Here is a 14,151-nt window from a genome sequence, read left to right on the forward strand (position 1 = left end):
CATCGGGTGCTCACGGGTCGCAAGGCCCGACTGAGAACGGGGCTGTAGCGCAGTTGGTAGCGCACCTCCATGGCATGGAGGGGGTCAGGGGTTCGAATCCCCTCAGCTCCACCGCACGCACAAGGCCCTGACGGTCCACCGTTCATCGGTGGCTCGTCAGGGCCTCGTCGTCTGCGGCCCCGGGGGCAGGGTGTCGGCGTCGAGATCGCCGGGGCGTCACGAGGTCGGTCGTGGGCCGGGGGCGACCGGGGGAGTCATGCGAATGCCGGCGTGCTCTGCCGCCGTCACGCTGCAGGCGTGTCGTCCCGGTCGATGACTCTTCCGCCATCCTGACGCCTCGACCCCGAGGAGTTCAGCGCGCTCGGGGCGCGCCCCCCCCCCCCCCCCCCCCCCCCCCCCCCCCCCCCCCCCCCCCCGACCGGGCGTCGGCGAGACGCGCGGGTGCCTCACTGCGGGCGACGGAGATCCTCGAGCTGGGAGGTCACGCGGCGGCGGATGTCGTCGCGGATGAGGCGCATGCGCTCGGCACCCTCGATGCCGCGCAGGGAGGGCTCGTCGGTCTCCCAGACCTCGACAGGGGCGGATCCGGTCTCCTCGATGACGGCCTCGGTGCCGAGGACGACGACGCGGTCGACCGAATCCAGCAGAGCACGGTCGAGGGGCTTGGGGTATTCGCCCTCGACGCTCGCCCCGATCTCCTCGAGCGCGGCGCGTGACTCCTCGTTGATCGCCCCACCGGGGCGGGTCCCCGCCGAGTGGACGGTGACGGTATCGCCGGCGAGCTGCCGCATGAGGGCGGCCGCCATCTGCGACTTCCCACCGTTCTTGACGCAGACGTAGAGGACGGACGGCGTGTGGCTCATGGACATCTCCTGGGGCGACATCTCCTGGGGCGGTGAGCGCGTCAGGCCGACGCGGTGCAGTCGGCGCAGACGCCGAAGATCTCGAGCGTGTGGGAGACGTCGGTGAACCCGTGGGCGGCGGCCATCTGCTCGGCCCACCGCTCGGCGTCGGGCTCCTCGACCTCGACGGTGCGCCCGCACGTGCGGCACACGAGGTGGTGGTGGTGTTCCTCGGAGGCGCACAGCCGGTAGCGGGCCTCGCCGTCCTCGGCGCGGATCATGTCGACGCCGCCCGCCTCCGCGAGCAGCCCCAGCGTGCGGTAGACCGTCGCGAGCCCGACCCCCTCGCCGGCCTTGCGGAGCGAGAGGTGCAGCTCCTGGGCGGACACGAAGTCACCCGTGCGATGCAGGGCCTCCTCGACGGCGCGACGCTGACGCGTGTTTCTCGGTCCCGTGGTCGTCATCCTCGCCCCCTCAGGTGTCCGAATGGTGGTGCCGCCGACAGCCTCCTCACCTTATCGGGAGCCGCCGCCCCGCCGGGGAGCGGGGTGAATGCGTGGGCGTGGCGCGTCCGCGTTGGGACCGGCCGCGGCGTTCCCCTCCATCCCCCCCGAACGGGGTCAGCCCCAAGGAGCGTCGTCATCGAGGGGCCGGGGCGAAGTTCCCCCCGGCGGGGGTGGGGCGGGAGGCCTCACGACCCCGCCCTCGACCTCGCCTCGTGCGTCGGGGCGTGACCGGGGCCGTGGCCGTCGTCGGTGCTCTGGTCGATCGGGCCGTGTTCGTCGTAGTGGTCGTCGTGGGGGGAGTGCAGGTGGCCGTCGTGGACGTAGTCGTAGTGGTCCTCGTGGCGGACGGCCGGGTGCGCACAGTCGGCGCTCCCGTGCACGTGGGGGTGGGCGTGGGCGTGGTCGTGGCCCGGCGCCCGGCGCAGTCGCCGTCCGCGGACGGCTCCCACGGTGACGTCGACGAGCGCGAGCACGGCGTAGACGAGCACCGCGAGGACGACGATCGTGCCTCCCGAGGGTGTGTCGAGCTGGAACGACGCGACGACGCCGACCGTGCTGCACGCGAGCCCGATGACGACGGCCAGCCCCATCGCCGAGGCGAAACTGCGCGCGACCACCTGCGCGGCCGCGTTCGGCACGATCATCAGCGCCGCGATGAGCAGCAGACCCACGACCCGCATCGACACGACGACGGTCACCGCGGTGAGCACGGCGAGCGTGATGTTGAGGGCGAGCACCGGCAGGCCGGAGGCGCGCGCGAACTCCGGGTCGTTGGCCACCGCGAAGAGCCGCGGCAGCAGCACCCACGTGACGACCGCGACGGCGATCGCGAGCCCGGCGAAGATGAACACGTCGGCGTCCCGGGTCGTCGAGATCGCCCCGAACAGGTAGGCGGGGATGCTCCGCCCGCCCGAGGGCGCCCGGCTCATGAGCACGACGCCGAGGGAGATGCCGCCGTAGAACATGATCGCGAGCGCCGTGTCCCCGGTCGCGCTGCCCCGAGCCCGCATGAGCTCGATGACGACCGCCGCGGCGACGGCGAGGACGAGCGCCGTCCACACTGGCTGCGTGCCGGTGACCGCGCCGAGGGCGACACCGGCGAACGCGACGTGGCCCATTCCGTCACCGATGAGCGTGAGTCGACGCTGCACGAGGAAGATCCCGACCATGGGCGCGGCCATGCCGATGAACACGGCGGCGAGCAGCGCGCGTTGCATGAAGTCGTAGGAGAGGAGGTCCACCATCACGGCCTTCGAGGTGCGAGCGCGGGGGCGGGGACGTCCTCGCGGATCCGGCCGGTGTCGACGGTGACGACCCGGGTGAGCAGGGAGGCGAGCGGGTCGATGTCGTGGGTGACCACGACGAGCGTGACACCACGGTCGACGAGCCGGTGCAGCACCTCGGCGAGCACCTGCTGATTCGCGGCGTCGACCCCTGCGGTCGGCTCGTCCATGACGAGCACCTCGGGCTCGGCGGCGAGGGCCCGTGCGATGAGGACGCGGCGTTGTTGCCCGCCGGAGAGGTCCGCGACCTCCCGTCGACCGTCGTCGTCCAGACCGACGAGGGCGAGGCTCTCGGCGATGACGCGACGATCCTCCCGACCCGGTCGGCCGAGGAGACCGAGGCGGGGGAGACGGCCGCTCGCGACGATCTCGGTCGCGGTGGCGCGCACGGTGGCCGACACCGTGTGGCGCTGCGGCACGTAGCCGAGCAGGTGGCGGTCCCGGAAGCGCGCCATCGGCGTGCCGAACAACCGGACCTCCCCGCCGAGGTGGTCGTTGAGCCCGAGGACGCCCTTGACGAGGGTCGACTTGCCGCTGCCGTTCGGGCCGATGACGGCGAGGCGCTCCCCGGCGCGCACCGTGAGGGTCGCGCCCGTGACGACCGGGCGGTGCCGGTACCCGAACGAGGCGTCGACGAGGTCGAGAACGGGGGCTCCCGGCGTGGTCGCGGAGCCCCCGTTCCCGTGGCGGGATCTGGTCATGAACAGCCTTGACCCTCGCGCAGGGTCGTGAGGTTGGTGCGCATGATCGACAGGTAGTCGGTGCCGTCCTTCGTCAGCCCCTCGATGGGGTCGAGGACGGCGGTCTTCGCGCCCGTCTCCCGGGCGACCGTCTCGGCGACGGCCGGGCTGGAGAGGGTCTCCGCGTAGATCGTCTTCACGTCGTTCTTCTTCGCGTAGTCGGCCACGGCCGCGAGGCGACCCGGGTCCGGCTCGGACTCGGGCGACAGACCACTGATCGCGGCCTGGGTGAGGTCGTACCGCGACGCGAGGTACCCGAACGCGGCATGGCCCGTCACGAGGGTACGACTCCGGCACGTCGTGAGTCCCGTCCGGTACTCCTGGTCGAGCGAGGTGAGGTCCTTCTTCAGCGCCGCGAGGTTGGCCTCGTAGGTGGCCTTGCCCTCGGGGTCGATCTCGGTGAGGCGCGTGCTCAGCGCCTCGGCCACCCCGACGTACCGCACCGGGTCGAGCCAGAAGTGGGGGTCCATCGTGCCGTGGTCGTGGTCGTGGCCGTCGCCGGGGGACTCCTGCCCGGGGGTCGCGGCCTCGCCGGTCCCCCCGGTGGGGGCGACGTGGCCGTCGTGGTCGTGCCCGTCGTGGGCGTGGTCGTGCGCGTGGTCCTCGCCGCCGCCCACCGTGAACATCGGCTCCGGGGCGGGGGCGTCGAGCTGCGCGACGGTGGAGACGTCGAAGGCCTTGTCGGGGTTCTCGCTGCTCACCGCGGCGTCGAGCGCCGGTTGCATGTGCTTCTCGTGGACCGCGAGATCGGCCTCCGAGACGGCGGCGACGTCCTTGGGCGTGAGTTCGGCGTCGTGCGGCTCCGCACCGGGGCGCGTGAGGTTCGTGACCTCGACCCGGTCGCCGCCGACGCGCTCCACCGCATACTGCAGCGGGTAGAACCCGACGACCACGGAGAGCGGGTCGCCACCCGCCGTGTCACCGGGTGCGGGGGCGCTGCCGGCGTCACTCCCGCAGGCGGTGAGCGCTGCGGAGGACGCGAGGACGGCGGCGGTGACGGCGGCGCGGACGGACGGGGTGCGGTGACGGCGGAGTGGGCCCATGGCTCGACCCTGCGACTTCTTAAGAATGATTGTCAAATCAATGTGCGCACGGTGGCGGCGATCGTGCGGTGACCCCCTCCTCACCGCGTGCGGCGGCGCAGCGAGGCCAGCCCGTCGGACGGCCACAGCCGGGCGCGACGGCGGATGCGGGGGCTCACGCCCGTGCGGGCGGCGCGGGCGACGAGATGCGCGTCGTCGGCGCTGCGGTCGGCGGCCGCATCGTCGGGAGCGGAGGACGGCGGGCGGTAGCGACCCGCCTCGACGGCGGTGACGAGCCGGTCGAGGGCGTCCTGCGCGTCCGGGTCGTCGAGGCGGGAACGGTAGGCCGCGCCACGTGCCCGCACGCTGGCCTCCGGAGCGGCGGTGACACCGAGGTCGGAGAGGCGTCGCTCGAGATGGGCCCAGTGCTCGTCGATGCGCCCCGCAGGCGTCCCGGCGCGACGCAGTCGCCGCGCGTGACGCGCCCTCGCGAGTGCCGGAGAGGCGCCGACCGCGCCGAGCAGCAGCAGGCCGAGGGCGAGAAGGGCTCCCGTGAGGCGCGCCGTGCCCCCGTCGTCCGTGCCGGTGCTCTGGTCGGCGGCGCCGGCCTCGGTCGGCTCGTTCCGGCGCTCGGGGGTGGCCGTCGGCCTGGTCGTCGGGGAGAGCGTGGGCTCCTCGGGGGAGTCGGTCGGCACCGGTCGCGGACCGCCCGCCGGGGCGCCGGTCCGCACCGACGGGGTGGGTTCGTATCGGGTCCAGCCGTACCCGGCGAGGTACAGCTCGGGCCAGGCGTGGGCGTCGTCGGCCCTGACCACCCGCTCCTCACCCTGGACCGTGCCCGGGAGGAACCCCGTCGCGAGGCGGGCCGGGATCCCCAGCTCCCGCGCCATGAGGACCATCGTCGTCGCGAAGTGCGTGCAGTACCCCGTGCGCGTGCGCAGGAACGTCTCGACCGGGTCACCCCCCGGTGGTTGCGGCAGGTCGAGGGAGTAGGTGAAACGGGTCTCGTCGCGCAGCCAGTCCTCCATGCCGGCGGCCCGTTCGAGGTCGGTCCTCGCACCGCGCGTCGCCTCCCGCAGCGCCGCACGCACGGCGGGGGTCACCGAGGAGGTGTCGAGATCGTCGGGGGTGAGGTCGGCAGGACCGGCGCGATCGCCGGTGGGATCGGGGATGCCGGGAGCGGGGACCACGTAGGTCATCTCGTACCGCTCGGGCCGGTCGCCCACCACGAGGACCCCGGTCACCGGGTCCTGAGCCCAGCGGGCGCCCGTGACCGTGCCGCCGACGAGCGGGGTGGGGGCGGCGAGATAGGGCGGCTCGAGCCGGGTGCGGGTGACCGTGAGGGTGCGCTGGGTGACGTCGACGGTCAACCCGGAGGGGTAGGGCAGGTCCGGGGTCGTCGTCGGCTCGGCGGTGACGGGAGTGGGGGCCCAGCGCCCGTCCGCGTAGCGTTCGGCGACCGAGACCCGCAGCGGGGGCGGTGCGCCGTCCTGGGTGCGATAGGTGAGCACCGGCGTCGGGTCGTCGCTGCGCAGGTCGGTGATGAGGTCGGGGTCGGGGGAGAACCCCACGGAGGCGGACTGGCCTCCGCCCCGACCGCCGCCGGGCGGCGCGTAGGTCGTCATCGTCGGCAGGGCCCCCGCGAGCGTCGCGACGACGACGGCGCCGAGGGCGACGGCGGTCGCGAGCGTCGGCCGCTGCCGCACCGGCGGGTCGACCTGCGGCGGGATCCCCTGGCCGGCGGGATCGAGGTGGGGCCGTTGCGCGATCGACCGGTCGACGTAGAGGAGGGCGGCGAGTGCGAGGGCGGGGCCGGCGAACGACGCCCACGGGGCGTCGTTCCCGGAGACCGCGACGGTGGTGAGGGAGGGCAACAGGAGCGGGATCGCGGCGAGCAGGGGCCTACGCAGGGTGGCCGCGACGGTGTCCGCGGCGATGACGACGAGCGTGAGGACGAGCGTGATCGCGAACGCGACCCCCGGTGTGCCGGGCGCGGGGGCGGGGTTCGTCGCGATCGTCGTCGCCGCCTCGGCCGTGAGCTCGCGGGCGAGGCCGGCCGAGGCGGGCGTGGGGATGACGCCGAACCAGGCCGTGCCCGGCAGGAAGGCGACCGTGATCGCCACGACGAGAGCCGCGAGTTGGGCGAAGGGGGCCGCGGCCCGAGACCTCGGCCGCGTGACGGCGCCGGCGGCGACGACCGCGAGCGAGGTCCACGCGGTCGTGGGCCACCACGGCGAGGTGGTGAACAGCGGGCCCAGCGCGAGCGCCGAGGTCCACACGCCCACGGCGACGATGATCCCGACCTGCGGCTGCGCCGGGGCCCCCGCGGTGCCGCCGGGGTCCCTCATGACCGGTCGGCCCGAGGTGCTCACCGTCCCCACCGCCGGGCGCCTGCGGTGAGGCCCTCCCCGAGGGCCTCGGCCCACACGTCGGCGGGTGGGGTCGTGGGCTGGGCCACCGTGACCTCCCACCCACCGTCGCGGGCGGGACCGACGACGGGCAGGGGACCGCGATGGGCGGCGACGACGACGGCGGTGCCGCGGCCCCCCGGCGGCAGGGAGGACAGCAGGGCGCGGGTGAGACCGAGGTCGCGGTCCCCCGTGAGCAGGACGACCTGTCGAGCGGCGCGGATCTCCGCTCCCCACGACCGCTCCGGGTCCGGGACGTGGGAGTGGGCGGGGTGTCCCCTCACGTCGGAGCTGCCCGTGAAACCGGAGGGCCGGGACGGAGTGACGGCGAGAAGACGGAGGGACTCCCGGACGCCGACGGCCGGACCGGGCGGGAGGTGCCCGAGCGCCTCGGCCGCGGGCGTGCGGGGCGAGGGGGCCGGGGCGAGCAGTGACACGGGGATCCCGGCCTCGGCGAGGGCCACGGTCGCCGAGGCGAGGAACTCGACCGCCCACTCGAGGATGACGGGCTGCTGGGGACGGGCCAGGTGGGGGTCGAGGACGAGGAGGAGGGTGGAGGAACCGGTCGGTTCCTCCTGCCGGATCATCAGGTCTCCCCGATGGGCGCTGAGAGTCCAGTGGACCCGCCGCAGGTCGTCCCCGGGCACGTAGGGGCGCACCGTCATGTCCGCCGCCTCCGGGTCCGGTCTCGGACGGGCGGGGACGGAACCGCTGGGGTCGATGGTCTCGACCGGTCGGAGGTCACCGAGCGGGTGGAGGCGGGGGAGGACGAGCACCGGGCTCGGAGTCCCGACGACGGCCCCGCTCGTCGCGAGCCCGAACGGGTCCTCGGCCCGCACCACGACCGGGGGGAGGACATGCAGACCGCGATGATGCGGCCTCACCGTGACGTTGAGGGTGATGGTCCAGGCCCGCTGATGGAAGGGCAGCCGGAGGGGGATCGTCGCCCAGGTGCGTTCGCCGCCGAGGCCGGGTGGCAGGACGAGGCGCACGTCACCCGGCGGCGTCCACGCTCGTGGCCGCACACCCATGACCAGGGCGGCGGGCGCGCCGGCGGTGAGCGGCAGGGAGAGTCTCGTGATCTCGACGTCGACCCGAGGTCGAGGCATGGTCACCAAGGCGGCCGATAGCAGGACGATCGCCAGGCCGGCGGCTCCCCACCGCACGAGGTCCGGCACCCCGAGGACGATGCCGCCGACCGTGAGGGCGCCTCCGCCCCCGAGGAGGGCGGACCCACGGCCGGTGAACCGAGGTCTCACCGTCAGGGCCTCACGTGGGCGGCGGCGGACAGGACGGCGCGGGCGGCGGTCTGGTCGTCGTGGGCCACCCTCTGTCCCGCGGGAAGGACGCGGTGGGCGAGGACGGGCACGAGGATGTCCTGGACGTCGTCGGGGAGCACGTGGTCGCGCCCGCCGGCGGCCGCCCGCACCCTCGCGGCGCGCACGAGGTGCAGGCCCGCGCGGGGAGAGGCCCCGAGCCGCAGCTCCGAGGACTCCCGGGTGGCCTCGAGGACGGCGACGACGTAGCGCCGCACGGCCTCGGAGACGTGGACGGCGGTGGCGATCGCCCCGATCGTGGCGGCGACCTCGGCCGGCGTCGTCACCGCGGCCGGTGACACGGGGGTCGACCCCGCGTGATGGGCGAGCATGGCCGCCTCGGCGTCGCCGTCGGGGTAGCCCATGGCGATCCGGGCCATGAACCGGTCGCGCTGCGCCTCGGGCAGCGGGTAGGTGCCCGCCATCTCCAAGGGGTTCTGGGTGGCGACGACGAAGAAGGGGGCGTCCAGGCCGTAGGTGCGCCCGTCGACGGTCACCTGGCCCTCCTCCATGCACTCGAGCACCGCGGACTGCGCGCGCGGTGTCGCCCGGTTGATCTCGTCGCACACGACGACCGTCGAGAAGATCGCGCCGGGACGGAAGTGGAACTCCCGCGTGTCGGGGTCGTAGATGCTCACCCCCGTGATGTCGCTCGGCATCAGGTCCGGGGTGAACTGGATCCGCCGCATCGGGGCGCCGATCGCCGCCGCGAGGGCCTTGGCGAGGCTCGTCTTGCCGACGCCGGGGACGTCCTCGATGAGGAGGTGGCCTCCGGCGAACAGCACGGTCACCGCGAGGTCGACGACGTCGTGCTTCCCCTCGATGACCTCGTCGATCGCGTCGGCGACCGTCCGGGTGAGCCGTCGCGCCACCTCGAGAGGCTGGTCGCGGGCGCTCGCGTCCTCGATCGTCGGTGCGGTGGGGGTCACGCGGTCCACGCGGATCTCGTCTCTCTGTCGGTGACGTCCATCGGGGGCCCTGGCGGACGCGGAAGGTCGGGACCCCTTCCGACGATGGTGCCCCACGAGCGGCCCGCCGCGCTCGCCCTCCGAGGTTCCCGGCCCCCCGGGGGAGGTCGGGACGGTCGATGTCCCCGGTTCCCTCCGGCGCCCTCTCGTGCACCCCGGGGCCCTCCACTCCGCCCCACCCACCCGTCGCCCCGGGGCCTCGCCGGCCGCGACCCGGTCCTCGGGCGCGGTTCCGGTCACGCCGCACGCGTCCGCGCCGCGATCGCCCTCCCCGGGATCCCCCACGCCCTCCACGCAGCTGACCTGCGCTGATGTCGACATCGGCGCGTCGTGAGCGCGTCGGAGGGTGTTCCGGTGGGGTGAAGTGGAGTAAAGTGGTGGGCCAGGGAGCAGTTCGGCGCACAGGCACATCGGTGCACAGGGCGAAGGGGAGGTGCGGAGATGTTCCTCGGTACCCACACCCCGCGCCTCGACGACAAGGGCCGACTGATCCTTCCCGCGAAGTTCCGCGAGAAGCTCGCCGGCGGCCTCGTCGTCACCCGCGGGCAGGAACGATGCCTCTACGTCTTCCCCATGGAGGAGTTCGTGCGTGTCGCCGACGACCTCCGTGCGGCTCCGGTCACGAGCAAGGCCGTTCGCGACTACCTCCGCGTGTTCCTCTCCGGGGCCTCCGACGAGATCCCGGACAAGCAGGGGCGGGTCACCATCCCGCCCGCGTTGCGGCAGTACGCCGGCCTCGACCGCGAATGCACGGTCATCGGGGCCGGTTCTCGTGTGGAGCTGTGGGACACCGCCGCGTGGAACGCCTACCTCGAATCCACCGAACAGGCCTTCGCCGACCAGGCCGAGGAGGTGATCCCCGGGCTGCTCTGACGCCGGAGTCGCCGCAGCGCGGCTCGTCGTCACCACCGACGCCTCCCTGGCGCCGGGTCTCCACCCCACTCGACGTTCGTCCCGAGGACTCTTCCCCGTCCCCGGGCCGACCGACCGCCTCCCGAGATCCCTTCCCCGGTCTCGGGCGGAGCGAGAGGGTGGGGCCCCGACCCCAGGGCTCGTCACCGGCCGCGCAGCACACGCCCAGGATCGATGGATACGGTCCGGCGTCGCAGTCCTGGTCGGAGCACGACGCGACCCGCACGACACGAGACGACCCGTCCGGCACGACCCGAGCAGCCAGAGCACGAGCAGGGAGAGGAGGCACCGATGACGGACGCCACCGACGAGGACGCGCCCGAGCAGACCGCGACCCGGCAGGACGCGACCCCGCGGACCGACGCGGCGCGGGACACGCCGAGCCGTGGTCCGGCCGGCGAACGGCACGTCCCGGTCATGCGCGATCGCATCGTCGAACTCCTCGCCCCCGCGGTGGCGGAGGGGGGAGTGGTCCTCGACACCACCCTCGGCATGGGCGGTCACGCCGAGGCGCTCCTCGAGGCCTGCCCCGCGGCCCGGGTCGTCGGCATCGACCGTGACACCGAGGCCCTGCGGCTCGCCGGCGAGCGCCTCGCCGCCTTCGGCGACCGGTTCACCGCCGTCCACGCCGTCTACGACGAGATCCCCGAGGTCCTCGACGACCTCGGTCTGCGCACCGTCGAGGCGGTGCTGTTCGACCTCGGCGTCTCCTCGCTGCAGCTCGACGCCCTCGACCGTGGATTCGCCTACCGCGCCGACGCCCCGCTCGACATGCGGATGGATCAGGGCGCGGGACAGACCGCCGCGGACGTCCTCAACACCTACGACCACGGCGACCTCGCCCGCCTCCTTCGCGACTACGGGGAGGAGCGCTTCGCCGGCCGCATCGCCTCGGCGATCGTGCGCGAGCGCGACAAGGAGCCCTGGACGCGTTCCGAGCGGCTCGTCGATCTCCTACGATCGGTCGTACCCGCCGCGTCCCAGCGATCCGGCGGCCACCCTGCCAAACGCACGTTCCAGGCCTTGCGCATCGAGGTCAACGCCGAACTGCGCGTCCTCGAGCGCGCGGTGCCCGCCGCGATCGATGCTCTGGGCCTTGGCGGGCGTGTCGCTGTCCTCTCCTACCACTCGTTGGAGGACAGGATGGTGAAGAGAGTTCTGAGCGCCGGAAGCAGGAGTTCCGCCCCGCCCGGGCTGCCGGTCGAGCTGCCCGAGCATCGGGCGTGTCTCCGGCTGTTGACACGGGGGGCCGAGGAACCCTCGGCGCAGGAGGTCGAGGTGAATCCGCGTGCAGCGTCCGCGAAACTGCGGGCCGCACAACGGATTCGACCGGGGGATGCAGGACCACGGACACGAGGGAGCAGACGATGAGCCAGATGGCGACGACGACGGCCGTACGGGCGCCGCGGCGGCCTGCCCCGGCGCGTCCTGAGCTGCGTGTCGTTCCCCCGACCGCGCCGGTCAAGGCCCCGCCCCGCACCCTCCCGTTCGCGCTGTTCTGCTCGATGCTGCTCGCGGCCGGGCTCATGGCGCTCCTGCTCATCAACATGTCCCTCGCCCAGGGGGCCTACCAGCTCCACGACCTGCAGACGCGCGCCGCGATGCTGCAGGAGGACGAGCAACAGCTCCGTGAGGAGCTCGCGGTGCTGGAGTCCCCGAGCCACCTGGCGAGGGAGGCCCGCAAGATCGGCATGGTGCCGGGCACGGTCCCGGTGTTCCTCGACGTCTCCGACCGGTCGCTCACGGGGAAACCCGTGCCGGCCCCCGCCCCGAGCGGGACCACCGGAGGGAACTGACGTCGTGACGGTGCAGACGCGACGGAGAAACACCTCTCGCGGCGCGTCGGACCGGACGCCCCGCGATGGTCGACGTGCGACGGCGCGCGGAGGAACGAGCGGACGCGGTGCGGGGCGAGGCGACGGCGGCCGCCCCGCACGGCCCGACTCCGGCTCCCGCCCCCGCAGGGACCGTGAGCACGACGACGCCCCCACGGATGCCGGTGCCGGTGGCCGTGCCGGCGGTGGTCGTGGCAGCGGTGGTCGTGGCGGCGGTGGTGGTCGTGGCGCCGGCGGCGGTCGCGGGGCATCCGGCGGCGGTGGCGGCGGGCGGAGGCCCGGACCCCGGGTGGGGGCCGGACGTGGGGCGTCGACGACGTCGAGTTCACCGACGGCGCGGCGACGCGTGCGCGCGCTGTTCATCGCCACGCTCTTCGTCTTCACGCTCTTCGCGGCGCAGCTCGTGCGGCTCCAGGTCATCGACGCCGGCCGCATCGCCGCCGAGGGTCTGGAGGTGCGCTCCGAGCGCACCGACCTCCCGGCGCGCCGCGGGGTGATCCTCGACCGCAACGGCGTCGTCCTCGCCGCGAGCGTCGAACGCCGCACGATCCTCGTCGATCAGAACCTCGTGCCGCGGTACACGGTCCGTGATCCTGCGACGAGGAAGCGGAGCGTCGTCGGCATCGACGGCGCGGCCGCCGCGCTCGCCCCGCTGCTGGACATGAGCGAGAGCGACGTGCGCGAGCGCCTCACCGGGACCGATCTCGGCGCGACGCTCGCCAAGCACGTCGAGCCCTCGGTGTGGCGCCAGGTCAGCGCCCTCGACATCCCGGGCGTCGCCGCCACCGAGGAACAGGTCCGCACCTATCCGGGAGGGGAGCCCGTCGCGCCGCTCGTCGGCTGGGTGGGGCCCGACGGCACTGCCGCGCACGCCGGTGGTGGACTGGAATACCTGCTCGACCGCCCCCTCACCGGGACACCCGGTGAGGCCGTCCGTGAGATCAGCCGCGACAGCCGCGTCATCCCTCTCGGACAGCAGACGATCAAGCCCGCGGTGCCGGGCCGCAACGTGCGGCTGACCATCGACCAGGACCTGCAGTACGTCGCGTACGAGGCGATCTCGGCGAAGGTCAGGGAGTTGGAGGCCGAGTCCGGGTACGCGGTCGTCCTCGACCGTCAGGGGCGCCTGCGGGCCGCCGCTCAATACCCCGGTTTCGATCCGGCCGACCGGTCCAAGAAGCCCCAGGCCTTCGGCAGCCTGCCGTTCCAGGTGACCTTCGAACCGGGGTCGACGGCCAAGGTCATGTCGATCGGCGCGGCACTCGCCGAGGGCAAGACGACCCCGACGACGGTGTACGAGGTGCCCAACCGCCTCAAGCGCTCCGACCAGAGGTTCCGCGACAGCCACGAGCACGAGACCCTCGACCTCACGACCGCCGGCATCGTCGCGCAGTCGAGCAACATCGGCACGATCCTCATCGCCGAGCAGATGAGCAAGGCGACCCTCGAGTCCTACTACCGCAAGTTCGGTGTCGGCGAGAAGTCCGCGGTGGGGTTCCCGGGAGAGAGCGCGGGGCTCTTCGACCCGTCGTCGAAGTGGGACCAGACGCAGTGGTACACGATCATGTTCGGACAGGGCATCGGGGTGACCGCCGTGCAGGACGCCGGGGTCTTCCAGGCGATCGCGAACAAGGGTGAACGCATCTCCCCGACCCTCGTCGAGGGCACCTACGACGAGGACGGGCGCTTCACGCCTGCTCCGGCGCCGGAGCCCGTGCGGGTGCTGCCCGCCGCGGCGTCGGAGGAGATGAGCCGCATGCTCGAGACCGTGGTGAGCGAGAGCGGGACGGCTCAGACCGCCGCCATCCCCGGGGTGCGGATCGCCGGCAAGACGGGTACGGCCGAGGACCGCATGAAGGGCGGGTTCGTCTCGAGCTTCATCGGCTACGCCCCCGCCGAGAACCCGCAGTACGTCGTGGCCGTCATCGTCAACCGACCGGGCAAGGGCCATCCGATCTACGGCGGCACCGTCGCCGGCCCGGTGTTCCGCGACATCATGTCGTTCGCGCTCAAGGAGGCCGGTGCCCGACCCGGGCCGGTCGTCCCGCAGCACTACCCCCTCGACAAGTTCGAGGTCGAGAACGGCATCCCCGAACACGGCCCGCGTCCGGGTGCGATCCGTCCTCCCGGCGCCCCCGTCGGCGGGCGTACGCCCACCTCGACCTCCGACAACCGTCCCGCGACGTCCTCGCCGGGCTCCGCGGGGACGCCCGGGGCGACGACCGACGGCACCGGCGGTTCCGGGGACGGCGGGGAGTCGCCCTCCTCCACGCCCGGGGCCTCGAACGGTTCCCCCTCCGACGCCGCGGGAGGGTAGTT

The 14,151-nt window shown here is 73.6% G+C and carries 12 protein-coding genes and 1 tRNA gene; 5 read left to right on the plus strand and 8 right to left on the minus strand.

Annotation, left to right across the window (positions count from 1 at the left end):
• The first annotated feature begins 38 nt into the window (after nt 1-38).
• A tRNA-Ala gene (locus tag RT054_RS01435) sits at nt 39-111 on the plus strand.
• A 335-nt stretch (nt 112-446) separates the two neighbouring features.
• Here the strand turns inward: RT054_RS01435 and RT054_RS01440 are convergent.
• The 8 genes from RT054_RS01440 to RT054_RS01475 all read right to left on the minus strand — a co-directional run bounded on the left by RT054_RS01440 (nt 447) and on the right by RT054_RS01475 (nt 9,055).
• Nucleotides 447-863 (minus strand): low molecular weight phosphatase family protein, encoded by a 417-nt coding sequence (locus RT054_RS01440; protein WP_313021749.1) that lies wholly within the window; start codon nt 861-863, stop codon nt 447-449.
• 41 nt (nt 864-904) lie between these two features.
• Complete coding sequence (locus tag RT054_RS01445) at nt 905-1,306, minus strand: transcriptional repressor (RefSeq protein WP_312719655.1); 402 nt, start codon at nt 1,304-1,306, stop codon at nt 905-907.
• Between the two features lie 227 nt (nt 1,307-1,533).
• Nucleotides 1,534-2,592, minus strand: a complete 1,059-nt coding sequence (locus tag RT054_RS01450) for a metal ABC transporter permease (protein WP_312719695.1) — start codon at nt 2,590-2,592, stop codon at nt 1,534-1,536.
• Nucleotides 2,592-3,332 (minus strand): metal ABC transporter ATP-binding protein, encoded by a 741-nt coding sequence (locus RT054_RS01455; RefSeq protein WP_312719656.1) that lies wholly within the window; start codon nt 3,330-3,332, stop codon nt 2,592-2,594. Before RT054_RS01455 ends, RT054_RS01450 begins: the two co-directional genes overlap by 1 nt.
• On the minus strand, nt 3,329-4,414 hold the full coding sequence (locus tag RT054_RS01460) for a metal ABC transporter substrate-binding protein (protein WP_312719658.1): 1,086 nt from the start codon (nt 4,412-4,414) through the stop codon (nt 3,329-3,331). Before RT054_RS01460 ends, RT054_RS01455 begins: the two co-directional genes overlap by 4 nt.
• Nucleotides 4,415-4,494: 80 nt before the next feature.
• Nucleotides 4,495-6,741: a DUF3488 and transglutaminase-like domain-containing protein gene (locus RT054_RS01465; protein ID WP_313021751.1), complete on the minus strand. Its 2,247-nt coding sequence runs from the start codon at nt 6,739-6,741 to the stop codon at nt 4,495-4,497.
• A 20-nt stretch (nt 6,742-6,761) separates the two neighbouring features.
• Nucleotides 6,762-8,060, minus strand: coding sequence for a DUF58 domain-containing protein (locus RT054_RS01470; RefSeq protein WP_313021753.1), 1,299 nt, complete (start codon nt 8,058-8,060; stop codon nt 6,762-6,764).
• 2 nt (nt 8,061-8,062) lie between these two features.
• Nucleotides 8,063-9,055, minus strand: a complete 993-nt coding sequence (locus tag RT054_RS01475; RefSeq protein ID WP_396837175.1) for an AAA family ATPase — start codon at nt 9,053-9,055, stop codon at nt 8,063-8,065.
• Between the two features lie 471 nt (nt 9,056-9,526).
• On the opposite strand from RT054_RS01475, the gene mraZ reads away from it, so the two are divergent.
• The 4 genes from mraZ to RT054_RS01495 all read left to right on the plus strand — a co-directional run bounded on the left by mraZ (nt 9,527) and on the right by RT054_RS01495 (nt 14,149).
• The gene (gene mraZ / locus RT054_RS01480; RefSeq protein WP_312719662.1) at nt 9,527-9,958 is read left to right on the plus strand and encodes a division/cell wall cluster transcriptional repressor MraZ; all 432 of its coding nucleotides are present in this window, start codon (nt 9,527-9,529) and stop codon (nt 9,956-9,958) included.
• A gap of 456 nt (nt 9,959-10,414) precedes the next feature.
• Nucleotides 10,415-11,368 carry a 16S rRNA (cytosine(1402)-N(4))-methyltransferase RsmH gene (rsmH, locus tag RT054_RS01485; protein ID WP_396837182.1) on the plus strand — a complete coding sequence of 318 codons (954 nt, stop codon included), beginning with the start codon at nt 10,415-10,417 and terminating at the stop codon, nt 11,366-11,368.
• Entirely contained in the window at nt 11,365-11,793 is a 429-nt protein-coding gene (locus RT054_RS01490) for a hypothetical protein (protein ID WP_312719666.1), read from the plus strand. The genes rsmH and RT054_RS01490 overlap by 4 nt, the downstream gene beginning before the upstream one ends.
• 385 nt (nt 11,794-12,178) lie before the next feature.
• The gene (locus RT054_RS01495; RefSeq protein WP_312719668.1) at nt 12,179-14,149 is read left to right on the plus strand and encodes a penicillin-binding protein 2; all 1,971 of its coding nucleotides are present in this window, start codon (nt 12,179-12,181) and stop codon (nt 14,147-14,149) included.
• Nucleotides 14,150-14,151: the final 2 nt, after the last annotated feature.

Source organism: Mobilicoccus sp. (assembly GCF_032060985.1).
Lineage (GTDB): Bacteria > Actinomycetota > Actinomycetes > Actinomycetales > Dermatophilaceae > Mobilicoccus.

Excerpts from the sequence above, each read along its gene's own strand:
- rsmH (WP_396837182.1), top strand. The coding sequence starts at position 10,415 with ATGCGCGATCGCATCGTCGAACTCCTCGCCCCCGCGGTGGCGGAGGGG.
- RT054_RS01460 (WP_312719658.1), bottom strand. The coding sequence starts at position 4,414 with ATGGGCCCACTCCGCCGTCACCGCACCCCGTCCGTCCGCGCCGCCGTC.
- RT054_RS01440 (WP_313021749.1), bottom strand. The coding sequence starts at position 863 with ATGAGCCACACGCCGTCCGTCCTCTACGTCTGCGTCAAGAACGGTGGG.
- RT054_RS01490 (WP_312719666.1), top strand. The coding sequence starts at position 11,365 with ATGAGCCAGATGGCGACGACGACGGCCGTACGGGCGCCGCGGCGGCCT.
- RT054_RS01450 (WP_312719695.1), bottom strand. The coding sequence starts at position 2,592 with ATGGTGGACCTCCTCTCCTACGACTTCATGCAACGCGCGCTGCTCGCC.
- mraZ (WP_312719662.1), top strand. The coding sequence starts at position 9,527 with ATGTTCCTCGGTACCCACACCCCGCGCCTCGACGACAAGGGCCGACTG.
- RT054_RS01465 (WP_313021751.1), bottom strand. The coding sequence starts at position 6,741 with ATGAGGGACCCCGGCGGCACCGCGGGGGCCCCGGCGCAGCCGCAGGTC.
- RT054_RS01455 (WP_312719656.1), bottom strand. The coding sequence starts at position 3,332 with ATGACCAGATCCCGCCACGGGAACGGGGGCTCCGCGACCACGCCGGGA.
- RT054_RS01445 (WP_312719655.1), bottom strand. The coding sequence starts at position 1,306 with ATGACGACCACGGGACCGAGAAACACGCGTCAGCGTCGCGCCGTCGAG.